A 19,767-nucleotide genomic window follows, 5' to 3' on the forward strand; every position below is an offset into this window, starting at 1 on the left:
CCTGCCTGGGCTTATTGTTTTTGTCGTGCGTGGGGGCTCAGCGGGTGCCGACAGGCTGCCGTAGCGGCAGCCTGGATCCTTGGCGGCCGCGATTACCCGGCGACCAGCTTCTGGATGGCGCCGATGGCGTTGGCGCCATTGAACGGCTTGACGATCCAGCCCTTGACCCCGGCGGCCTTGCCGCGGGTCTTCATGTTGGGGTCGTTCTCGGTGGTCAGCATGATGATGTTGACGGTCTGGTTGCCCAGCTCGCTGCGCACCTTCTCCGCCATGGTCAGGCCGTCCATGTTGGGCATGTTGACGTCCGAGATGATCAGCTTGATGTCGCGGTTGCCCTTGAGCTTGGTCAGGCCATCCTTGCCATCGACGGCGGTTTCCACGCTGAAGTTGTGGGACTTGAGGAACGCGGTGACTTCGTTGCGAATGGCCGCGCTGTCGTCGACTACGAGAATCTGTGCCATGAGGTTCTGCCTTCTATTTATTCGGGAATCGGTGTTGTCGTTCGGGTATTCGGGGTGTCGCGAGTCGGCCCTGCCGAGGCCGGTTCAGAACAGTTCCAGGCAGCCGCTCTCCACCAGGTCCTCGACCTTGTTTTCATCGGCCTCCAGGTACTCCTCGGGGGCCCAGCGGATGTTGAAGATGAACTTCTGATAGAGGGTCACCGGGGCCAGCTTGTCGTGGCGGTCGCGCAGGGTGTACTTGAAGCACAGTTGCGAGCGGTCGGTGCCGAAGGAGATGTATTCCTTGTAGTGGTTGACGGTGATCGGCACGCTGATCCGCGAGGTTTCGCTGACCACCGGCGGGTGCAGCGACAGCAGGCGGGTGCGCAGCCCGCCCCAGGCCAGGTTGGTGATCTCGCTGAGCATGCCCATGACGTCGCGGAAATCGACGTCATGGCTGGCAATCGCGGTGCGCCCATCCTTGATCATCTCGACCATCGGCTGTTCCTCGGACTGCACCATCATGTAGCCGCAGAACCAGGGCGACTCGACCGGCAGCAGGCTGAGGATGTCGCCGTAGGTGAGCTTGTCCTTGACCAGGTAGGGCAGCTCGCAGCTGACCTCGACATCGCGGAACAGCGCCGTCAGGGAGGCGAGGGTGACCTCCTCCATGCGGCGGATCAGCGAGATCGGGTATTCGGTGTTGGCCAGGTACTGGTCGAGCAGCAGCTTGAGGCTGTCCGGGTGCTCGATGTCGTAGGCGCCGGCGATGCCGATGGTCTGGATGGGCTCCAGGTCGTGCAGATCGGCGCGGCCCTCGCGGCGCATGAAGATCGGCAGCTCCCGGCGCAGTTGATGTATGCGCCGGGCCAGTTCGAAGCCGTTCTCGATGCCGGCCGCCGGGTCGGCGCTGTGCTCGGAGATCAGCACGGCGCCGAGGTCGATATTGGCTTCCAGCATTTGCATGCTGGAGCTGTTGGATTGCTTGAGGCCGATCAGGCCATGTTCACTGCAAAACGCCTTGATCTTTCCCTGGGCACTGGCGTTGTCCTCGAAGATCAGCACCTTGCTGACGAGGCGTTTCTCGAAACCGATCATGGTGACGTTTCTCCGCTGCTGGAACGCGCGTCTTTGTGCGCCGCCAGCCCGGAGAAGGACCAGCGGCCGTTTATTGTTATTACCGTCCCTGGGTTGTGCGGGGTGCTGGCGGCATCGTCGCTGATCCCGCCTGGTACTCGCCGGTTGGCGGCGTCCTAGAAGAGCTCCAGTTCGCCGGAGCCATCGGCCTCGTCCACATCGCTGTGGACCGGCTCGTGGTAGTGCTCGAGTTGGAAGTCACCGGCCTGGGCGACGCTGACCATGACGCTGGCGGCGAACAGCGCCGGCTCACTGCTGTTCATCTGCGCCTTGGCGTGGGCGCTGTGCAAGGGCTTGATCGATTCGTAGTGGGCGAGGCTGGAACGCTCGATGAAGTTGGGGGTGGACATGCCCAGTGGCGGGCAGCTGCTCTGCAGGTGGCGCTTGAGCGTGCCGCAGAAGCTGTTGCTCAGCTCCAGCAGGTAGTCCTTGAACACCGACTCGTCGAGGCTCTCGGCGCGCGCGGCGGTGGCCTCGCCGACGAACTGGCGGGTGGTCTGGTCCATGGAGACATGCAGCAGGCAGATGATCCTGAACTTGAACGAGGAGATGGTCAGGACGATGCACTGCTCCTGGCGCACGTCGTCGAGGTTGTCGACCCGGGAAATGACCCAGGGCGTGCTGGCCGAGCAGCCCTTGAGCGTCTGCTCCAGGGTGACCTGCAGCAGCTTGCCGAGGGTGAGGTCGACCATGTGGCTGGCTGCGCGCATGGTCATGCGCCTTCCAGTGCTTGACCCAGGGTGCGGATCTGGCTCTGCACGCCGTGAATCGCCGTGACGATCATGTTGCCGCCGGCCTGGATGTCCTGGAACGCCAGGGTGGTGACCAGGGTGTTCTTGTTCAGGTTGCTGCGGTAGTCCTCGTTCAGCGCGTTGGCGCTGGTCGACAGCTTGCGCACCTCGTCGGCCACCACGGCGAAGCCGCGGCCCGATTCGCCGGCGCGGGCGGCCTCGATGGCGGCGTTGAGGGAGAGGATGGCGATCTGCCCGACGATGTTGCGGAAGTCGCCGATCTGCTTCTGCATGATGTTGTTGTGCACCATGATGCTGCTCATGCCGTCGTGCCAGCGCTCGATGGTGGCGGTGATCTCCAGCAGCTCCTGGACGGCGTTCTCCAGCAGGGCCATCTTGCGCGCCATGTCCTGCAGGCTGGCTTCGCGAGCGCTGTTGAGCTGCTGCAGTTCGCGCTCGAGGAAGCTGCGGCTTGTCTCGTGTTCCTGCACCAGGGCCTGGCGCTCTTGCTGCTGGCGCTGCTGGCAATCGGCCAGTTCCTGCTGGAGCGCCTGCTGCTGCGCGGCGCCCTCGGCGCGGCACTGCTCCAGGGCTTCGGTCGACACCATGTCGCGGCGTTGCCGCTCGCTGTCATTCAGGGCCTGTTGCAGCGCGGCGATGGCGCGTGCGTGCTTGGCGCTGAGTATCCAGAACACCAGCCCGCCGACCAGCGGTATCAGGACAAGGTTGGCTACGAGGAGCAGAGATGAGTCGCCGATCATGATGGTGTCCAGGTGGCGCCGCCTGTTACCGCGCCAAAAAGTAGGAAGACAGACTTGGCGTTCGCCGGGTGGCTCCTGGTTTCGCCGGGGCATGAACAATGTCCCGTGCAGAAGATCCAGTAGCGCCCAGCGTCACCAGCCGCATCCCTGCGATGTACTCGGTCAGAAAGCCGTGATATTGGTTCGAAACAGTGACGCCAAATATCTAACGGCGAATCTACTCTTAGGTCGGCAGGGAAAGCCATCAGCCAAAAGGGTGAGTTCCATCATATTTTTTGATGGTTCGAGCTGACTCATGTGACTTTCTCCTATCGCTGGGCGCCCCGTGCCCCCGCCCGAGTCGAGCGAAAGGCCATCCGCCAGGGCCATGGGCTGGCGCAAGATTGCCTTCTGCGCTTGAGCCCCGGCCCGTCTGCGCCAATACTCAGCCGGCATTCCTTGCGCCCATGGAGGGCTCCATGCGATTGATTCTTGCCGTAATGCCGCTGCTGGCGCTCACCGCGTGTTCGTCTTTCCAGGCGCACCCGGACAAGGTCAGCCCGGTGCCCGAGGAGCGCTTGCTGGCCTACCAGCAACCTGTCGCCGGTGGCGGGGAGCTGGTGGTCAATCGAGACCTGGGCATGCTCGGCGGCGGCTGCTACGTGGCGGTGCTGGTCGACCGCCAGGTGGCGGCGCGCATCGGCGTGGGCGAGAGGGTGCGCCTGCAGGTGCCGAGCGGCACCCGGGTGCTGGGCATCGGCGTCGACAAGCAGGACGACACCCTGTGCGGCATGGGCCGCCTGCGTCGCGAGCTGGCGGTGCCGGTCACGCCGGGCCAGCGCCAGCATTTTCGTATCGTCAGCGAGGCCAAGAGCGGTTTCGATATCCGCCCGGCTACGCCCTGAGCGCAAGCCGGCGCAGCGGGCGCCGGCAGTCACGCCCGGGCTCGCCTAGGCTTTAGCCCATGGTCACTCCCGCTCCCGAAAGCCCGGCTGGCGGCCTGGCGTCCATCGTCACCCTGACCCTGAGTCCGGCGTTGGACATCGCCACCCAGATCGACCGCCTGCGCGCGGACGCCAAGCTGCGCTGCGCCTTACCCGAGTACGCCCCCGGCGGTGGCGGCATCAACGTCGCGCGGGCCATCCACCGCCTCGGCGGCAGCGCCCTGGCGCTGTTTCCCGCCGGCGGTGCCAGCGGCCAGCAGCTGATCGAACTGCTCGACGCCGAGGGTGTGCTCAGCCAGCCCCTGGCGATCGCCGCGCGCACCCGCGAATGCCTCAACGTGGTGGAACAGGCCAGCGGCCAGCAATACCGTTTCGTCCTGCCCGGCGCGAGCCTCAGCGTCGCCGAACAGCAGGATCTGCTGGCGGCCGTGGAGGCGCTGCCAGGGCCGGACTACCTGGTGATCAGCGGCAGCCTGCCGCCGGACCTGGCCATCGACTTCCTGCCGCGCCTGCTGCAGGGCGCCGGCCGGCGCGGGGTGCGCTGCATCCTAGACAGCTCCGGCGATGCACTGCGCCGGGCCCTGGAGGTGGGCGGGATATTCCTGATCAAGCCCAACCTCAACGAGCTGAGCCGCCTGGTCGGGGAGACGATCTGCGGGCCGGAACGGCTCGCCAGCGTCGCCCAGGGCCTGGTGGACCGCGGCAGTTGCGAGCACGTGCTGGTATCGCTCGGCGCCCAGGGCGCGCTGCTGGTCGGCCAGGGCATGAGTGAACGGATCGCCGCGCCGACCGTGCAGCGGCGCAGCACCGTCGGCGCCGGGGACAGCATGGTGGCCGGGGTGACCCTGAAGCTGGCCAGCGGCGCCGGCTGGCGCGAAGCGCTGCGCTACGGAGTGGCAGCCGGCAGCGCGGCGATCATCTGCGACGGCAGTGAACTCTGTCGACTGAGCGACACCGAACGCCTGTTCGCCTGGCTACAGGCCCACGGGCACGGTTGAAGGCGCCGCGCCCACTGGCTGCAACCGGGTAGCGCGGCACTTGCCGCCAGCGGCGCGAGAGTCAGGCGGTCTTGCCGAAGCTGCCCAGCTGATCGATCAGAAGGTTGAGGACATGGCGGCGGGTAACCACACCCAGCACCTTGCGCCTGGCGTCGACCACCGGGTAGCTCTTGGGCTTGTCGCCGAGCATCTGCTGGGCCAGCTCGAGCGGATCGTCATCCAGCTTCACGCACAGCACGTCGGTACGCATGATGTCGCGCACGGTGGCCACGCGTTGGTTGTGGTAGACCACCTGGATGCTCACCTGCAGGCACTCCTGCTCGGAGATCCAGCCCAGCAGCAGCCCCTCGCCATCGACCACCGGACCGCCGAGCATGGCGTGCTTCATCAGTTTGGCGGATGCCGCCACCACCGGCATTTCGGGGTGGATCAGGGCGAAGTCTTTGCTCATGCAGCGGGCGATAGAGGCAGAAATCACGGCGGTACTCCAGTTCGGGTCGGATGGCCTTGCTGAGTGTGGTTGGTGAGGCAGCAGGCTTCAGGGGCCTGGGATGGTGCGGGCCGGGTCGACCTCAGCAAATTTCAGGCCGGGGGGCTGGCGGGCCTGCATTCGCTGGGGCAGGCGCCTGCGATCTGGTCGCTTGATAGAGGTCGCGGCTTCATGGCGGTGCGTCACCGGGCCAATCTGGTGCGCGCCAACGGCGCCTGTCTTCACTGGGCCCAGGGCAGGGGGGAACTCCCATGGCACAGGGCAGTCGGAAAACGGCTGGTCGCATCCGCAGGCCCTGGGAGCGCGCCCAGCAACGCGCGTCGGAGGTCGCCGGGCTGCGGCTTGTCTGGCTTCTGTCGACGCTTTTCTTTATTGTGGCGCCCCGCCGAAAATCCTGAGTAATCAATATGTTGGAAAACAATCTGAGTCAGTTGGAAGAACTTGTCGGTGCCCTGGTGCAGGAGAACAGGGCGCTGCAGGAGGCGAACCAGCAGATTCGCGCCGAACTGGCCCAGCTGAAGGACGAGAACGAGGCCCTGCAGATGAGCGCCCTGGAGCAGGAAGAGCTGCACAGCGCCACGGCGGCGCGCATCCAGGCCCTGGTCGAGCTGGCCGGTCGTAGCGCGCAGGCCGCGCCGAGTGCTGCCCACGCATGAGCCTGGAAGGGGAAACGGTCACGGTCATTTCCATCCTCGGCAATGACTACTGCATCAAGGCGCCTGCCGGTAAACAGCAGGCCCTGAACGAATCGGCGCAGCTGCTCAAGAAGCTTCTGGCGGAGACCAAGGCCGCCTCGCCGTCCTTGATCGGCGACCGCTTGCTGGTGCTGACGGCGTTGAAGCTGTGTGCCCAGCAGGCCGAGATGGAGCAGCGCCATCGCCAGGAACTGCAGCAGCAGGAAGAGCGGTTGAGTAACCGGGTGGCCGACATCGCGAACCTGATCCCGCGTATTGTCGAGGATACGCTGGCCGCGCCGGACGAAGCCGCGGTGGCGCTCCCTGGGCGGGCGCGCTAGGCCCGGCGGGCCGCAGGCGCCCCTGACTGTACCCGCTCGACTGTTGCGCGCAGCGAGCGGCCGGCGCGCTGCGCCTGAGGCCAGGGCTGTTACATCTGGATGATCTCGGCGAGTTCGATACTGCCGCCTGCTGCCAGTATTGGGCAGCGCTGCGCATGCTCGATGGCTGCTTCGGCCGAAGCCGCCTCGATAATGCTGTAGCCACTGGCCGGATTGCTGCCGCCGTTGTGAGTGACCGAGCCATCGCTGTTGACCGTCGTCGACAGGCCAACCGGGTTGCCAGGGTCGCTCACCGCCGCGCCCATGGAGGCAAACCATTCGCCCCAGGCCTGCATTGTCTGGGTTACCTCCTCGGGGGCATTCGGAGTGCTGCCGCCGTGATACACGAACAAATACTTGGCCATCTGCAACCTCCTGCTGAGCCCAAATTTGCTGGACCCTACGTCCATACTCTAGTCGAGCGACAGGCGCCCGAATCGCCAGATGTCGCGCAGCCTTGCCGTGCGAGGCGCACGACAATCCGAAAATCGGAGAGCGTTGGAGATAGATCGTGGGGATCTATCGGAACCGGCGAGTCCTGCAGCGGAACAAGGCCGATAACAATCATGATCCTCGGGATCGATTGAACGCTGGGCCCCCGCTGCGCGAACTACAGAGTGGCCAGGGCGAAGCTGCCCATGACAGGCCGGATATACGAATGCAACCGCACTGACGACAGGCTTGAAAAGCGATTCCTCATCTACTTGTGGGGAGCGTCCATATACACTTGTTAGGGGTGCTGAATGAACCATTTAAGGTACTCAGCTCTCTTTTGTGTCTGCTCTAGAAGACATGCTGTGTAAATTGTACCGAAGCCATTTCCTGTAATTGACTCGTAAGTTTCAAAGTCACAATTTGCATCGCGCTGTTTGATCCAAGCTATTTGTGCTTTCTTAAGGTAGATATCTTGTGTTTCTATACTTGATCCTGACGGCGAACCATTTCCTTTGTATCTGGCAATGAGGGTTTTATACGCAAGATTTAGTTCGGAGTCTGATTTTCTTAATTCCAAGCTCAAGCACTCGTACATTTCTGCTTCGGTATTGGAAGCATTGCACGGATTGCCGGATTTGGCTGATACAGTGGTTATGCTAACGAGAGCAAAACACACACCGCTTGTTGCCGCGAGTTTCCAGTGCATAGTTTCCCTAACGACGCTGTAGAAAATCCTCAAAACCACTCCCGCTATCAAGGCTCACAGCGCCTCTTTTGAGAAGCTGCGCGCGCATCTGGCGATGGGGGTTCTTGGAGGATAGGTGAGTGGTTGGCCATTCACGGGCTGTGCTGGGGCACGTGAGGGGGGCTTGGAAGCGCTTCTGCAGGCTGTTCGTCATGACTAGGTTCCGCAGCGAGCCAGTTTTTCGATGTTGTGGGTGACGCAGTAGAGCTTCCATTGGCCGTCCACCCGTTCGCGCCCACGCAGGCTGAAGCGATCCAGGCGCTTGTTGTGGCGCAGGTTGCCGAACACCGGCTCCACGGTGGCGAAGCGGCGGGTGATCATCTCGCGACCTTGCGGGCTGTCGATGCGGCGGCGCATGCGGGTTAGCGCGTTGTCTGGCGCGGCCTTGGGCAAGCAGAAGGTGACCTGGCGCGCTGCGGTTTTCTCCGGCGTGCGCAGGCATTGTTTGCGTTGCAGGCAGCTCAGGCAGTCGCGCAGCGCGCCCTTGAACTTGATCGCCGGCTGGCCCTTGATCAAACAGTTGCTGCCGTTGCCATAGAGCTGTTTGCCCGCCGGGCAGGTGCAGGTTTGCTGGATCGGATCGAAGTGGAAATCGGCTGGGCTGTAGCGCCTGCTCGTGCGCGGTTTGGCGCTTTTGTCCCAGAGCGGGTCGGGTTTCTCTGTATGCAGAGCTTGCCCGGCATAGCGTGAATCGCGCTTGCGATAGCCGTTATCGGGAATAAAGGCGGCGATGCCGGCGGCCTCCAATTGTTCCAGCGCCTTGCGGCTGTGGTAACCGGCATCGGCGGTGTAGCAGGTGGTTGGGGTGCGCCACGCGGCAGTGGCCGCCACCACGGGCGTGAGCAGCGCCTGCTCCGAACCGGTGCCATGGGCCTGGGCATCGACGATGATCTGCGCCTGCTCATCCACCGTGGCCACGCCGGTATAGCCCTGGACCACGCCCTTGCTGGTGGCCATCTTGGCCGAGTCGTTATCGGTGCGGTTGGAGAGATTGACCCGGCCTTTGGCCCCTTTTCGGTCGTCGGGGTTTTCGCTGAGCCAGCTGCGCAGTTGGCGGGCATTGGCTTGCAGGCGCTCCAGCTTGCGGGCGGCCCGCAAGTCGTCATCCTCGGGCTGTCTATCGCACTGCCGCTGACGTTCAATCATGGCCTGCGCGGCTTTCTCCATCTTCTCGGCCTGGCGCAGGAAGTCGGCACGGGTGCCGCTCTTGGCCTTGCTGGCGTTGCTCGGCAACTTGACGCCGTCGATGGCGAACATCTCACGGCCAATCAGGCCCTGCCGATCACACACGGTGAGCACCTGGGCGAACAGCTTGGCGGCCAGCTCGCCCATGGCGGAGACGAAGTGGGCCAGGGTCGTGAAGTGCGGCTGGCTGTCACCGGAAATGGCCATGAACAGCACATGATCACGGCAGGCGGCCGCTATCTTGCGGCTGCTGATGATGCCGCGACTGTAGGCCAGCAGAACGATCTTCAGCAGCACGGCCGGGTCGTAGGCCGGTGCGCCTTCGACACTGTTGCGGTAACGGGCGTGGAAGTCGGAAAGATCCAGTTCGTGATCGACCAGGTAGCTCAGGGCGTGCTCGAAGGTGCCAGGCAGCAACTGCTTGTCGAAGTCGATGGGGAGGAGCTTGAGGCCCCTGTGAACGGTCTTGAATCGAGGCATTGCCCCACGCCTCCCTGCGATTGAATACGCTGAAGGTTATCAGTCTGTACAAGAGGTGGCAGCAGGTTTTTCTACAGCCTCAACGATTAAGCTAAGGGGCCGGCTTTAGCCGGTCCCAGTGAGCGCAGCGAGCGATTTGAACCACTAGTTAGAGGACACTACGCTGGCTTCGTAACAGATTGCCGAAGGAGGCCGATAGTGCGAACAAAAATGAATAGGTTCCAATCATAAAGGCTGCTCGGATTAACTGTAAATATTTGGTTGTTAAGTCGTGAGTTTGGCCGCTTATTAAGGCAATGCCGACAATGCTGAATGCTACTCCATATAGTGCGCCTGCAAGAGCTCCGTTTTTAATTGGATTGGCATTGCATAAATAACCTACAAGTGCGCCACCTATGAACCATGAGGTTATTGAAATAGGCTGGTGAGCTGAGTTTACAATCAGTGCAATAATTTCGTTTGATATGTCCTCAACGAGGAAGCTATGCCATTTAAGCAATGGCCTGGATATTAAATAGATAACTAAGGAAGCTACAAGTCCTTTTGATACTGCACGATAATCCATATGTCCTCTAACGTTTGGTTAAGGGGCGGGCTTTAGCCCGTCCCAGTGAGCGAAGCGAGCGGTTTGAACCAGTTGTTAGGGGCTGGCTCATTGGGTGTAATACATAAGTGAAAATGGCCCGCAGTAAATAACAGTGTTGCAGAAGGCTTGCTGGGAAATAATGAAGCCAAGCAGGGTTCCAGTGAAACCAAGAAGCGTGTATGAGCTTATGGATTTTGCCTTGCTTATTTTTAGATAAGTAAGGGTGATTATTGCACCAGCAGAGGCGCCTAAAGAACCTAGTAAATAATCAAGCCCTCTATGACCATGGCGTGGCCAGATCATGTCATTGAGCATGCTCATAGCAAGTGTTAGTGAAAATGCTAGACATATGCCCGTTAGGAAGAAAGGGGCAGGCCTGGCAAGGCCGCAGGCCATAATGCACGCAGCTGGAATGATGAATATAGGAAGATAGTCGTATTTCAGGCTCCATAAGCCAGAGTATATGGTGCTATCAATTCCATAGTGCAGTAATGGTATTAGCGCCAGAATTAACAATCCATATGTCATGTCGCGTAGATGAAGCATGGTTGTCCCTAACGTTTGGTTAAGGGGCGGGCTTTAGCCCGTCCCAGCGAGCGCAGCGAGCGATTTGAACCAATTGTTAGAGGCTCGGATGTGCGCATAATTTAAAGCACCGCTTTCCTGCTTGTAGCGCGTTGCGCGATTAACCTGGCGAAACGCAATAAATTTAATGTATCGATGCTGCTGACGAACCGCTGTAAACCCGAAAGTAGTGGAGCAATTTTACGAATGTACGCGGTGCAAAAACAAATAAGAAGAATACAAATGGTAACTCCGCCCTAACCAGCTTGGGGAAGTGGGGTTTTTTTTGAACAAAAAAGATGACGCTTTATCAAAACCCGAGTTCATGGCTTTGTTAGAGCTCATTAGCCGCCCCATATTATTACAATAGCCTTTTTGTTAGCGCCTGCCCTTTTTAGAAACTGAAACATTGAGTCGAAAAGCCAAAAATCTGGTGTGCAATTGACATTGTCAAGTAACTTTTCGAAATATGGTTTCGGTTTCTTTTCGAGTTCTTTAACAATTGAGGAGATCATGTCTTTGCCGATAAATACAACGTCAGGATCGTCATATTCATTTGGCTCTGCCCGTAGTTCACCTTGGAACAGTAAATTCAAGGGTTGTTCTTCGTTCTTCAAGGCTAATACCCAGGCAGGTATTGATTCTTCAGCATCACATGATTCACTATTCTGAATCTCGATTTCTCCTAAAGCATCATACCAATCACTTTTCGTTATCCTTCCTTCGAAGAACGATCGAGCTTCATCGTCAATTATGTAAAATGTTCCGAAACTCATAATTGCCTCTAACTAAAATTAGACACCAAGCGGTGCGTTTAAACGCGCCATTTGGTGGATAACGTTCCTTGTCGCCTTTGGCCTTCCTTGTCTATTCTGGGGGTTCCAGCGGGATGCTGGGATCAGAAGGGAGTTATACACCATGGACGGCAAGCCCAAACTGCTCGATCAACTGCGCGAACAGATCCGCGTGCGACATTATTCGATTCGTACGGAAGCTGTCTATCTGCACTGGGTCCGGCAGTTCATCCGATTCCAGAAGTTGCGCCACCCGGCGGACATGGGCGCGGAGGAGGTCGAGCAGTTCCTGTCTTATCTGGCGGTGCAGCGTACGGTGTCGGCGTCGACGCAGAACCAGGCGTTGGCGGCGCTGCTGTTTCTTTACAAGCAGGTGTTGCGCATCGAGTTGCCCTGGCTGGATGGGGTGGTGCGCGCCAAGCGGCCCGAGCGCCTGCCGTTGGTATTGAGTCGCGAGGAGACGCAGCGTCTGTTGGCGCAGTTCTCCGGCGAGGTGGGCCTGATCACTGGCCTGTTGTACGGATCGGGCATGCGCTTGATGGAGGCGGTGAGACTGCGGGTCAAGGATGTGGATTTCCAGCGCCGCGAGATTCTGGTGCGCGACGGCAAGGGCATGAAGGACCGGGTTACGCTGCTGCCGGACTCGCTGCGCGACGGGCTGCAGGCGCATCTGGCCTGGGTCAAGGCGCAACACGAGCGGGATCTGGCCGAGGGCTTCGGCGAGGTCTATCTGCCGTTCGCCCTGGCGCGCAAATATCCCGCGGCGCCGCGGGAGTGGGGTTGGCAGTATGTGTTTCCGGCATCGCGCCGTTCGATCGACCCGCGCTCGGGCGCGGAGCGTCGTCATCATTTCAATGAGCAGCAGGTGCAGCGCGCTTTCAAGCCGGCGTTGCGCGCGGCGGGGATCATCAAGCCGGCCACACCGCATACCTTGCGTCACTGCTTCGCCACCCATCTGCTGGAGAGCGGTCAAGATATCCGCACGGTGCAGGAGCTGTTGGGCCACGCCGATGTGAAGACCACGATGATCTATACCCATGTGCTCAATCGCGGCGGGCTCGGGGTGCTGAGCCCGCTGGATCGCTGAGGCGCCGTCTATAGCCCTGGTGGGGCAGCCCCTAAGGCCGGCAGTGCCGGCAGCGGCGAGGGTTGAGGTCGGTCAGGTCACGCAGCGTAGCCGGTGTCGACGCCATGGCGTTGTTGCGCGACATTGAGGCGAAGTCTGCATGGCTATGCCGATTTAGGCGTTACCCACATGGTGATCACTGCCCGAAAAACGGCCACTCCCGCTTGGTCCTTGACCTCGACATTAACCTTGTAGTCGCCGGGCGCCGACCAGTCCGGCTGCGATTCGGGTGTGGCGACCGCGGTCAGGTCGGACGTGGCTTTCTTCAGGTATTCGACCGTCATGCCCTTGGGTATCCAGCGGTGCGTTCGCGGGACTGTCACCTCGGTCATGGTTCCACCGGCCAGTTCAGCCATGTTGCACATGGCAATGGCATGCACGGTGCCCAGGTGGTTGAGCACGGCGCGGCGCTTAGGGATCGATACTTCGCAGTACTCGGGCCTCAGTGCCTCGAACCGAGGGCGAATGCTGGCAAAGTAGGGCGCCTTGAAACACAGGAGCCGGGAGAAGGCCCATTTGCCAGCGGGCTTGCTGGAGAAGCGTTGCCAAATCGCCAATGTGCCTGTACTCATCGCCACGCGCTCTATGTAAAATACGGAATATTATTCTAGAGTATTGTTCTATGCCTGTGTCAAGCTACGATTACTCAGCCGCGCTGGCGGCCCTGGAACGCGTCGAGCCCGGCGACCGCCGATCGAACAAGCGGCACATCATGGCCTGTGCGCTGGCGTGCTTCGACGAAATGGGCCTCGAGTCGACCAAGATTGAGGACATTCGCCTGCGCGCCGAAAGCAGCATCGGCTCGATCTATCACCATTTCGGCAACAAGGAGGGTCTGGTGGCGGCACTCTACTTTGCCGCGCTAGACGATCAGTTGGCCCTGGTGCAGCCCCGCATAGAAGGTTCCAGCACGCCACGTGAGGCGGTTGAGGCCTTGATCCGGACGTACCTGGCCTGGGTTGAGCAGCAACCGGAGCTGGCCCGCTTTATCTCTCAGGCGCGCCATGCGGTGGCTTCGGGGCCGCGCCAGGACGACCTGGCCGCGCGCAACCGGCGCCGCTATGGCGCCTTGCTCGAATGGTTGGGCAAAGGGGTGGATGCCGGGGTGATCCGCAAGCTACCCCGTGAGGTCTATGCCTCGCTGTTGATCGGCCAAGCAGAAAACTACTGCCGTGCCTGGTTGTCGGGACGGGTCAAAGGCGCTCCTACCGTGCACGCTGATATCTTCGCCGATGCCGCATGGCGTTCGATCGCCGAGGCCGTGAGCGGCTAGCTCGCTGGGGCGCAGGGCGCGCCGTCTATAGCCGCCCTTGGCGGCGCAGGCGGCGCAACACCCAGCGTCGATAGCACCAGGACAGCAGTGGTTTGAGGCCGGGCAGGCCGAGCAGCCAGGCCAGCGGACGCAGCCTCGGCGTGCGCCTCATCAGCAGGATATAGGCGTCGAGCTCGCGGTGGATGCGGCCCTGGTCATCCTCTACATGCAGTTCGGTGAGGGCGCGGTAGGGATCGATGCCGGCGGCGCGCAGCTGGTTCTCCTGGCCGGTGATGTCGACCCATTCGACGCTGTCGTCGTGCTGCGCGAGTCGTTCGTAGCGGCGGCGGTCGGCCACGCAGCGCGGGCAGGCGCCGTCGTAATAGACCTTGAGTCGGGCCATGGGCTTGGCCTGGTGGCGGGGCTTGTCTTAAGTCTAGCGGGGGCGGGGTGGGCAAGCCCCTTCCCGTGATGGGAAGGGGCGGGGCAAGTCAGATCAGCTCGGCCCACATGTCGTATTCGTCGGCGTCGACGATGCGCACGCGCACCTTGTCGCCGGGCTTGACCGCGGTGCTTTCGATGAACACGCTGCCGTCGATTTCCGGGGCGTCGGCGTAGCAGCGCGCGACGGCGCCCTGGTCGTCGACCTCATCGATCAGCACCTCCATTTCCTTGCCGACCTTCAGCTGCAGGCGGGCGGTGCTGATGGCCTGCTGGTGGGCCATGAAGCGGTCCCAGCGATCCTGCTTGACCTCGTCCGGCACCGGGTTGTCCAGCAGGTTGGCCGGGGCGCCGTCCACCGGCGAGTACTGGAAGCAGCCGACGCGGTCGAGCTGGGCCTCGGTCAGCCAGTCGAGCAGGTACTGGAAGTCTTCCTCGGTTTCGCCGGGGAAGCCGACGATAAAGGTCGAGCGGATGGTCAGCTCCGGGCAGATCTCGCGCCAGGCCTTGATACGGGCCAGGGTCTTGTCCTCGAAGGCCGGGCGCTTCATGGCCTTGAGCACCTTCGGGCTGGCGTGCTGGAAGGGGATGTCGAGGTAGGGCAGCAGCTTGCCGGCGGCCATCAGCGGGATCAGCTCGTCGACGTGCGGATACGGGTAGACGTAGTGCAGGCGCACCCACACGCCCATGGAGGACAGCGCCTCGCACAGCTCGGTCATGCGGGTCTTCACCGGCTGGCCGTTCCAGAAGTCGGTCTTGTACTTCATGTCGACTCCGTAGGCGCTGGTGTCCTGGCTGATCACCAGCAGTTCCTTGACCCCGGCCTTGACCAGGCGCTCGGCCTCGCTGAGCACCTCGCCGACCGGGCGGCTGACCAGCTTGCCGCGCATCGAGGGGATGATGCAGAAGCTGCAGCTGTGGTTGCAGCCTTCGGAAATCTTCAGGTAGGCGTAGTGGCGCGGCGTCAGCTTGACGCCCTGGGGCGGCACCAGGTCGATCAGCGGGTTGTGCTCCTTGCTCGGCGGCACCACTTCGTGCACGGCGTTGAGCACCTGCTCGTACTGCTGCGGGCCGGTGACCGACAGCACGCTGGGGTGCACGTCGCGGATCGCACTCTCTTCCACGCCCATGCAGCCGGTGACGATGACCTTGCCGTTCTCGGCGATGGCCTCGCCGATCACCTCCAGGGATTCGGCCTTGGCGCTGTCGATGAAGCCGCAGGTGTTGACCACCACTACGTCGGCGTCTTCATAGGTCGGCACGACCTCGTAACCTTCCATGCGCAGCTGGGTCAGGATGCGTTCGGAGTCCACCAGGGCCTTGGGGCAACCCAGTGAAACGAATCCGACTTTTGGCGTGGCAGGGGTGGACATGCGGCTGACCTCAGGCTTTGGAGGATGGGCGCGAAAGGCGCCGTTGATCAAAAAGTGCGCAATTCTAGCGGCGGATCGCCGGCTTGACCAGCGCCGCGAGCGATTGCGCGTCGTGGCTGATCATAAGAGGGCGGCCGGTGAGCGGCTCCGAAGGTCGCCAGTCCCAGCATGAAGTGCCACTGCATAAGCAGGGTGCGGGCGTCGCTGCCCTTGGGGAAGTAACCCTTGGACTCGATGCAGGCGTAGACCGCCGCGATCGGCAGCTTCAACCAGTGCAGGGCAATCGACAGGCTGCCGTAACGGACTTCGGTGTTTTCCAGGGCATGGGTTGTCTGTCTCCTACGCCTACGCCTGCGGAGCAGAGGCTAGCGGGGAGGAAGTCGGGAAATCGTCAGGGAGGTGCTGCGGGGTTGTGGCGAGCGCTGAAACGAAAAAGGCCACTCGATTGAGTGGCCTTTTCGGGTATTTGGTTGCGGGAGCAGGATTTGAACCTACGACCTTCGGGTTATGAGCCCGACGAGCTACCAGACTGCTCCATCCCGCGCCGGCCATTCTATATAGATACGCGCTTCTGTCAATCGATTTCTATATTTCAATCAATTATTTAAATAGCTTAATCGGACGCAAACGAAAAAGGCCACTCGATTGAGTGGCCTTTTCGGGTATTTGGTTGCGGGAGCAGGATTTGAACCTACGACCTTCGGGTTATGAGCCCGACGAGCTACCAGACTGCTCCATCCCGCGCCGGCCATTCTATATAGATACGCGCTTCTGTCAATCGATTTCTATATTTCAATCAATTACTTAAATAGCTGAATCGGACGCAAACGAAAAAGGCCACTCGATTGAGTGGCCTTTCCGGGTATTTGGTTGCGGGAGCAGGATTTGAACCTACGACCTTCGGGTTATGAGCCCGACGAGCTACCAGACTGCTCCATCCCGCGGCGGCCATTCTATAGTTTAGAGGCAGGCTGTCAACCTTTAGTTCGGTTAAAAACTGTTGTTTGTTCATACGCTTAGCGTTGCTGGGCACTCACGAAAGCGCTGTCGGCCTGATCTGCCGGGCCTTTGCGGGAGGATCGGGCGGGGCGAGGTTCCCTCAGGAAAGTCGACATTTATCGATTGTCTGGCTGGCCGGCGTAGCCGATGGCGTTGCGCTTGGGCTAGAGTCCGGGGCCATTCGGCGCCGCTCAGCCTGTTGTCCGCCCGCCGCACCTTGAGTTACAGATTCCGACCATGACAACCCGCAAGATCATCCACGTCGATTGTGACTGTTTCTATGCCGCCATCGAAATGCGCGACGACCCCAGCCTGGCGCGCAAGCCGCTGGCGGTGGGCGGCGCGGCGGATCGTCGTGGGGTGATCGCCACCTGCAACTACGAGGCACGCGCCTATGGGGTGCGTTCGGCGATGGCCTCCGGGCATGCGCTGAAACTGTGCCCGGACCTGTTGATCGTCAAACCGCGGATGGAGGTGTACAAGTCGGTTTCCCGGGAGATTCAAGGGATCTTTCGCGACTACACCGAGGTCATCGAGCCGCTCTCCCTGGATGAGGCCTATCTGGATGTGTCGGACAGCCCGCATTTCGCCGGCAGCGCCACGCGGATTGCTCAGGAGATTCGCCGGCGGGTCTCCCAGGAACTGCACATCACCGTCTCGGCCGGCGTGGCGCCGAACAAGTTCCTGGCCAAGATCGCCAGCGACTGGAAGAAGCCCAACGGCCTGTTCGTCATCACCCCGGAGCAGATCGAGGCGTTCGTCGCCGAACTGCCGGTCAGCAAGCTGCACGGCGTGGGCAAGGTGACCGCGGACAAGCTTGGGCGCCTGGGCATTCGTGACTGCGCGGATCTGCGTCAGTGGCACAAGCTGGCGCTGGTCAAGGAGTTCGGCCACTTCGGCGAGCGGCTCTGGGGCTTGGCACGGGGGATCGACGAGCGACCGGTGCAGACCGACAGCCGCCGGCAGACGGTCAGCGTGGAGACCACCTTCGACCACGACCTGCCGGACCTGCCGGCCTGCCTCGCGCAACTGCCGCAGCTGCTCGAGGAGCTGGCCCGGCGCATGGCGCGCCTGGACGCCAGCTACCGGCCGGACAAGCCCTTCGTCAAGATCAAGTTCCACGACTTCACCCAGACCACCCTGGAGCAGGCGGGCGCGCGTCGCGACCTGGACAGCTACAAGCTGCTGCTCAGCGCCGCGTTTGCCCGCGGCAACAAGCCGGTGCGGCTGCTCGGGGTGGGGGTGCGGCTGCACGACCTGCGCGGCCGGCATGAGCAGCTGGAGTTGTTCGCGCCGTAGGGTGGATGTCGCCTTTCACATCCACCGTTGGGGTAGGCGGGCAGTCTGCGTCAGCTAGCCCTCGAGCGGCCAGAGGCGCAGCGGTTTGCCGGTCTCGGGCCACAGGCGCAGCTGCTCGAGCGGCGAGACATCCCAGCGCTGCACCTTGCCCAGGCTGTCGAGAAAATGGGCTTCCTGCTCCATTTGTGCGGCGGCGCACTGCCTGCGGGTACTACCGGCGGCGGCGAAGCTGAGACGCTGGCCCTGCAGTTCGTAGCGGGCGAACCAGTGGTTGCAGCCGGTGCTGCCATAGGCGCGGCCGTCCTCGCCCAGGGTCAGGGTCGGATGGCTGTCGTCGAGCGCCGGGCGCCCGCCGATCCACTCGATGCGATAGCTGCGTTCGGTTTCCAGCTGCGGCGGGGGGCTGGCGCAGCTCAGCAGGCTGGCGCCGAGCAGGGAGATTATCAGGGCGTGGCGCATGCTTGGGCCTACGGGCACTTGGGGCACAGGTGGCGGCCGTCCTGGCTGCGCCAGCCCAGCTCGCGGATGCGCGCGTCGGCCGCCGGGGCCTGGGCCTTCTTGCCGAGGGCGGCGTCGACGGCGAACTCGAAGTCCAGCTGGCTGGCGCAGCCGTCGCACTTGACCTGCCAGTTGAAAATCGCCAGCTCGCCGAACGCCGGGCCGTGGGCGACGGCGACCCACTGGCCGCGCGGGTTGATCAGGTGGCGCACCTTGTCGACCTGCAGGCGCATGCTCAGGTCGCGGCTGCCCTTGAGGGTGACCAGCAGGCCGTCGCCGCTGTGGATCGAGCCGCCGTTGCCGGTGACCTGGTAGCGGCCCGGCGCCAGGGCGCGGCATTCGATCAGGGTGTGCTCGGGGTTGAGCAGGTTGTAGCGAAAATCGTGTTCGGCCATGGCTCCTCCAAAATTGCCGCGCATGCTATCACGGGCCGGGGGGCAGCCGATTGACCGGTGCGCCGGCCGCCCAGGCGGCGATGTTGTCCAGGGTGGTGCTGGCGATCGCGGTCAGCGCTTCGTGGGTGAGGAAGGCCTGGTGGGCGGTGACGATGACATTGGGAAAGGTCAGCAGGCGCGCCAGCACGTCGTCCTGCAGCGGCTGGTCGGAGCAGTCGTCGAAGAACAGCTCGGCTTCCTCCTCGTAGACATCCAGGCCGAGATGCCCGAGCTGGCCACTCTTCAGCGCCTCGATCAGCGCGGGGGTGTCGACCAGGGCGCCGCGCCCGGTGTTGATCAGCATCGCGCCGCGCTTCATCTGCCCCAGGCGCGTCGCGTCGATCAGGTGGTGGCTGCTTTCGTTCAGCGGGCAGTGCAGGCTGATGATGTCGCTCTCGGCGATCAGCTGGTCGAGTTCCACCTGCTGGCCGCCCAGTTGCGTCAGGTCCGCCACCGGAAAGGGATCGTAGACCTGCACCCGGCAGCCGAAGCCGGCCATGATGCGGGCGAAGACCCGGCCGATGTTGCCGCAGCCGACCACGCCGACGGTCTTGCCGTGCAGGTCGAAGCCGATCAGCCCGTGCAGGGAAAAGTCGCCCTCGCGGGTGCGGTTGAAGGCGCGGTGGATGCGTCGATTCAGGGCCAGGATCAGTGCCACGGCGTGCTCGGCCACCGCATGGGGCGAGTAGGCCGGCACCCGCACCACGCAAAGGCCCAGTTGCTGCGCGGCCTTCAGGTCGACATTGTTGTAGCCGGCCGAACGCAGGGCGATCAGTCGCGTGCCGCCGGCCGCCAGGCGCTGCAGCACCGGCGCCGAGAGGTCGTCGTTGATGAAGGCGCAGACCACCTCGCAGTGCTGCGCCAGGGCGGCGGACTCGAGCCCCAGGCGGGCCTCCTGGAACTGCAGCTGCCAGGCCTGGGGACGCTTGGCGGCGAGAAAGCTGTCGCGGTCGTACGGCTTGCTGCTGAACAGGATGATGCGCATGGCGTCTCCTCGTTGCGGGTTCGTCGGTGGCGCTGTG

The 19,767-nt window shown here is 62.2% G+C and carries 22 protein-coding genes, 3 tRNA genes and 3 pseudogenes; 7 read left to right on the forward strand and 21 right to left on the reverse strand.

The window, feature by feature from the left end; genetic code table 11:
* Positions 1 to 92 precede the first annotated feature (92 nt).
* From LPB260_RS26505 to LPB260_RS29525, 4 genes and pseudogenes are all read right to left on the reverse strand, one after another.
* Positions 93 to 461, reverse strand: coding sequence for a response regulator (locus LPB260_RS26505; protein ID WP_208708872.1), 369 nt, complete (start codon positions 459 to 461; stop codon positions 93 to 95).
* A gap of 84 nt (positions 462 to 545) precedes the next feature.
* Positions 546 to 1,538 (reverse strand): chemotaxis protein CheX, encoded by a 993-nt coding sequence (locus tag LPB260_RS26510; RefSeq protein ID WP_208708873.1) that lies wholly within the window; start codon positions 1,536 to 1,538, stop codon positions 546 to 548.
* Between the two features lie 155 nt (positions 1,539 to 1,693).
* Positions 1,694 to 2,293 carry a hypothetical protein gene (locus LPB260_RS26515; protein ID WP_208708874.1) on the reverse strand — a complete coding sequence of 200 codons (600 nt, stop codon included), beginning with the start codon at positions 2,291 to 2,293 and terminating at the stop codon, positions 1,694 to 1,696.
* Between the two features lie 169 nt (positions 2,294 to 2,462).
* Positions 2,463 to 3,162 (reverse strand): annotated as a pseudogene (locus LPB260_RS29525) (methyl-accepting chemotaxis protein); the annotation flags it as partial.
* 365 nt (positions 3,163 to 3,527) lie between these two features.
* Between LPB260_RS29525 and LPB260_RS26525 the strand changes: the two are divergent.
* A complete protein-coding gene (locus LPB260_RS26525) occupies positions 3,528 to 3,953 on the forward strand; it encodes a 3-isopropylmalate dehydratase (RefSeq protein WP_208708875.1) in 426 nt (141 codons plus the stop codon).
* A gap of 59 nt (positions 3,954 to 4,012) precedes the next feature.
* The gene (locus LPB260_RS26530; RefSeq protein WP_256625609.1) at positions 4,013 to 4,990 is read left to right on the forward strand and encodes a 1-phosphofructokinase family hexose kinase; all 978 of its coding nucleotides are present in this window, start codon (positions 4,013 to 4,015) and stop codon (positions 4,988 to 4,990) included.
* Positions 4,991 to 5,051: 61 nt separating this feature from the next.
* Here LPB260_RS26530 and LPB260_RS26535 read toward each other — a convergent pair whose 3' ends face one another.
* Positions 5,052 to 5,468 carry a CBS domain-containing protein gene (locus LPB260_RS26535; RefSeq protein ID WP_218281516.1) on the reverse strand — a complete coding sequence of 139 codons (417 nt, stop codon included), beginning with the start codon at positions 5,466 to 5,468 and terminating at the stop codon, positions 5,052 to 5,054.
* A gap of 419 nt (positions 5,469 to 5,887) precedes the next feature.
* Here LPB260_RS26535 and LPB260_RS26540 point away from each other — a divergent pair, with 419 nt between their 5' ends.
* Positions 5,888 to 6,136, forward strand: coding sequence for a hypothetical protein (locus tag LPB260_RS26540; protein ID WP_208708876.1), 249 nt, complete (start codon positions 5,888 to 5,890; stop codon positions 6,134 to 6,136).
* Positions 6,133 to 6,423: pseudogene (locus LPB260_RS26545) on the forward strand (cell division protein ZapA); the annotation flags it as partial. The gene LPB260_RS26540 and the pseudogene LPB260_RS26545, both read left to right, overlap by 4 nt.
* Before the next feature lie 161 nt (positions 6,424 to 6,584).
* Here LPB260_RS26545 and LPB260_RS26550 read toward each other — a convergent pair.
* The 6 genes from LPB260_RS26550 to LPB260_RS26575 form a co-directional block, all read right to left on the reverse strand.
* The gene (locus LPB260_RS26550) at positions 6,585 to 6,899 is read right to left on the reverse strand and encodes a YciI family protein (RefSeq protein WP_208708878.1); all 315 of its coding nucleotides are present in this window, start codon (positions 6,897 to 6,899) and stop codon (positions 6,585 to 6,587) included.
* 365 nt (positions 6,900 to 7,264) lie between these two features.
* Complete coding sequence (locus LPB260_RS29530) at positions 7,265 to 7,675, reverse strand: lysozyme inhibitor LprI family protein (RefSeq protein WP_208708879.1); 411 nt, start codon at positions 7,673 to 7,675, stop codon at positions 7,265 to 7,267.
* A 195-nt stretch (positions 7,676 to 7,870) separates the two neighbouring features.
* Positions 7,871 to 9,379, reverse strand: a complete 1,509-nt coding sequence (locus LPB260_RS26560; RefSeq protein WP_208708880.1) for a transposase — start codon at positions 9,377 to 9,379, stop codon at positions 7,871 to 7,873.
* Positions 9,380 to 9,527: 148 nt separating this feature from the next.
* Positions 9,528 to 9,944: a DUF5518 domain-containing protein gene (locus tag LPB260_RS26565; protein ID WP_208708881.1), complete on the reverse strand. Its 417-nt coding sequence runs from the start codon at positions 9,942 to 9,944 to the stop codon at positions 9,528 to 9,530.
* A gap of 87 nt (positions 9,945 to 10,031) precedes the next feature.
* Positions 10,032 to 10,511, reverse strand: coding sequence for a hypothetical protein (locus LPB260_RS26570; protein ID WP_208708882.1), 480 nt, complete (start codon positions 10,509 to 10,511; stop codon positions 10,032 to 10,034).
* Positions 10,512 to 10,873: 362 nt separating this feature from the next.
* Positions 10,874 to 11,305 carry a hypothetical protein gene (locus LPB260_RS26575; protein ID WP_208708883.1) on the reverse strand — a complete coding sequence of 144 codons (432 nt, stop codon included), beginning with the start codon at positions 11,303 to 11,305 and terminating at the stop codon, positions 10,874 to 10,876.
* Positions 11,306 to 11,447: 142 nt separating this feature from the next.
* On the opposite strand from LPB260_RS26575, the gene LPB260_RS26580 reads away from it, so the two are divergent.
* Positions 11,448 to 12,410, forward strand: coding sequence for an integron integrase (locus LPB260_RS26580; RefSeq protein WP_208708884.1), 963 nt, complete (start codon positions 11,448 to 11,450; stop codon positions 12,408 to 12,410).
* Positions 12,411 to 12,553: 143 nt separating this feature from the next.
* Here LPB260_RS26580 and LPB260_RS26585 read toward each other — a convergent pair whose 3' ends face one another.
* A complete protein-coding gene (locus LPB260_RS26585) occupies positions 12,554 to 13,021 on the reverse strand; it encodes a hotdog fold domain-containing protein (RefSeq protein ID WP_208708885.1) in 468 nt (155 codons plus the stop codon).
* A gap of 50 nt (positions 13,022 to 13,071) precedes the next feature.
* Between LPB260_RS26585 and LPB260_RS26590 the strand changes: the two genes are divergently transcribed.
* Positions 13,072 to 13,722, forward strand: coding sequence for a TetR/AcrR family transcriptional regulator (locus tag LPB260_RS26590; protein ID WP_208708886.1), 651 nt, complete (start codon positions 13,072 to 13,074; stop codon positions 13,720 to 13,722).
* Between the two features lie 25 nt (positions 13,723 to 13,747).
* On the opposite strand, the gene LPB260_RS26595 is transcribed toward LPB260_RS26590, so the two are convergent.
* The 6 genes and pseudogenes from LPB260_RS26595 to LPB260_RS26615 form a co-directional block, all read right to left on the reverse strand.
* Positions 13,748 to 14,104, reverse strand: a complete 357-nt coding sequence (locus tag LPB260_RS26595; protein WP_208708887.1) for a thiol-disulfide oxidoreductase DCC family protein — start codon at positions 14,102 to 14,104, stop codon at positions 13,748 to 13,750.
* A gap of 88 nt (positions 14,105 to 14,192) precedes the next feature.
* On the reverse strand, positions 14,193 to 15,515 hold the full coding sequence (gene rimO, locus LPB260_RS26600; protein WP_208708888.1) for a 30S ribosomal protein S12 methylthiotransferase RimO: 1,323 nt from the start codon (positions 15,513 to 15,515) through the stop codon (positions 14,193 to 14,195).
* Between the two features lie 149 nt (positions 15,516 to 15,664).
* Positions 15,665 to 15,835 (reverse strand): annotated as a pseudogene (locus LPB260_RS29150) (cytochrome B); the annotation flags it as partial.
* A 147-nt stretch (positions 15,836 to 15,982) separates the two neighbouring features.
* A tRNA-Met gene (locus LPB260_RS26605) sits at positions 15,983 to 16,059 on the reverse strand.
* Between the two features lie 123 nt (positions 16,060 to 16,182).
* Positions 16,183 to 16,259: transfer RNA gene (locus LPB260_RS26610), tRNA-Met, on the reverse strand.
* A gap of 123 nt (positions 16,260 to 16,382) precedes the next feature.
* Positions 16,383 to 16,459: transfer RNA gene (locus tag LPB260_RS26615), tRNA-Met, on the reverse strand.
* Positions 16,460 to 16,751: 292 nt separating this feature from the next.
* On the opposite strand from LPB260_RS26615, the gene dinB reads away from it, so the two are divergent.
* Positions 16,752 to 17,813 carry a DNA polymerase IV gene (gene dinB / locus LPB260_RS26620; protein WP_208708889.1) on the forward strand — a complete coding sequence of 354 codons (1,062 nt, stop codon included), beginning with the start codon at positions 16,752 to 16,754 and terminating at the stop codon, positions 17,811 to 17,813.
* Positions 17,814 to 17,867: 54 nt separating this feature from the next.
* On the opposite strand, the gene LPB260_RS26625 is transcribed toward dinB, so the two are convergent.
* From LPB260_RS26625 to LPB260_RS26635, 3 genes are read right to left on the reverse strand one after another with little or no spacing between them, the layout of a single operon-like run.
* Complete coding sequence (locus tag LPB260_RS26625) at positions 17,868 to 18,272, reverse strand: META domain-containing protein (RefSeq protein WP_208708890.1); 405 nt, start codon at positions 18,270 to 18,272, stop codon at positions 17,868 to 17,870.
* Positions 18,273 to 18,280: 8 nt separating this feature from the next.
* Entirely contained in the window at positions 18,281 to 18,706 is a 426-nt protein-coding gene (locus tag LPB260_RS26630) for a hypothetical protein (protein ID WP_208708891.1), read from the reverse strand.
* Between the two features lie 28 nt (positions 18,707 to 18,734).
* The gene (locus LPB260_RS26635; RefSeq protein WP_208708892.1) at positions 18,735 to 19,730 is read right to left on the reverse strand and encodes a 2-hydroxyacid dehydrogenase; all 996 of its coding nucleotides are present in this window, start codon (positions 19,728 to 19,730) and stop codon (positions 18,735 to 18,737) included.
* Positions 19,731 to 19,767: the final 37 nt, after the last annotated feature.

The sequence above is a fragment of the Pseudomonas sp. LPB0260 genome, from assembly GCF_013388395.1.

Bases quoted from the DNA above. Each gene is read 5' to 3' on its own strand.
- LPB260_RS26505 (WP_208708872.1), bottom strand. From the start codon at position 461: ATGGCACAGATTCTCGTAGTCGACGACAGCGCGGCCATTCGCAACGAA.
- LPB260_RS26550 (WP_208708878.1), bottom strand. From the start codon at position 6,899: ATGGCCAAGTATTTGTTCGTGTATCACGGCGGCAGCACTCCGAATGCC.
- LPB260_RS29530 (WP_208708879.1), bottom strand. From the start codon at position 7,675: ATGCACTGGAAACTCGCGGCAACAAGCGGTGTGTGTTTTGCTCTCGTT.
- LPB260_RS26585 (WP_208708885.1), bottom strand. From the start codon at position 13,021: ATGAGTACAGGCACATTGGCGATTTGGCAACGCTTCTCCAGCAAGCCC.
- LPB260_RS26630 (WP_208708891.1), bottom strand. From the start codon at position 18,706: ATGGCCGAACACGATTTTCGCTACAACCTGCTCAACCCCGAGCACACC.
- LPB260_RS26525 (WP_208708875.1), top strand. From the start codon at position 3,528: ATGCGATTGATTCTTGCCGTAATGCCGCTGCTGGCGCTCACCGCGTGT.
- LPB260_RS26560 (WP_208708880.1), bottom strand. From the start codon at position 9,379: ATGCCTCGATTCAAGACCGTTCACAGGGGCCTCAAGCTCCTCCCCATC.
- LPB260_RS26595 (WP_208708887.1), bottom strand. From the start codon at position 14,104: ATGGCCCGACTCAAGGTCTATTACGACGGCGCCTGCCCGCGCTGCGTG.
- LPB260_RS26570 (WP_208708882.1), bottom strand. From the start codon at position 10,511: ATGCTTCATCTACGCGACATGACATATGGATTGTTAATTCTGGCGCTA.
- LPB260_RS26540 (WP_208708876.1), top strand. From the start codon at position 5,888: ATGTTGGAAAACAATCTGAGTCAGTTGGAAGAACTTGTCGGTGCCCTG.
- LPB260_RS26590 (WP_208708886.1), top strand. From the start codon at position 13,072: ATGCCTGTGTCAAGCTACGATTACTCAGCCGCGCTGGCGGCCCTGGAA.
- LPB260_RS26510 (WP_208708873.1), bottom strand. From the start codon at position 1,538: ATGATCGGTTTCGAGAAACGCCTCGTCAGCAAGGTGCTGATCTTCGAG.
- rimO (WP_208708888.1), bottom strand. From the start codon at position 15,515: ATGTCCACCCCTGCCACGCCAAAAGTCGGATTCGTTTCACTGGGTTGC.
- LPB260_RS26635 (WP_208708892.1), bottom strand. From the start codon at position 19,730: ATGCGCATCATCCTGTTCAGCAGCAAGCCGTACGACCGCGACAGCTTT.
- LPB260_RS26565 (WP_208708881.1), bottom strand. From the start codon at position 9,944: ATGGATTATCGTGCAGTATCAAAAGGACTTGTAGCTTCCTTAGTTATC.
- LPB260_RS26530 (WP_256625609.1), top strand. From the start codon at position 4,013: ATGGTCACTCCCGCTCCCGAAAGCCCGGCTGGCGGCCTGGCGTCCATC.
- LPB260_RS26625 (WP_208708890.1), bottom strand. From the start codon at position 18,272: ATGCGCCACGCCCTGATAATCTCCCTGCTCGGCGCCAGCCTGCTGAGC.
- LPB260_RS26580 (WP_208708884.1), top strand. From the start codon at position 11,448: ATGGACGGCAAGCCCAAACTGCTCGATCAACTGCGCGAACAGATCCGC.
- dinB (WP_208708889.1), top strand. From the start codon at position 16,752: ATGACAACCCGCAAGATCATCCACGTCGATTGTGACTGTTTCTATGCC.
- LPB260_RS26575 (WP_208708883.1), bottom strand. From the start codon at position 11,305: ATGAGTTTCGGAACATTTTACATAATTGACGATGAAGCTCGATCGTTC.
- LPB260_RS26515 (WP_208708874.1), bottom strand. From the start codon at position 2,293: ATGACCATGCGCGCAGCCAGCCACATGGTCGACCTCACCCTCGGCAAG.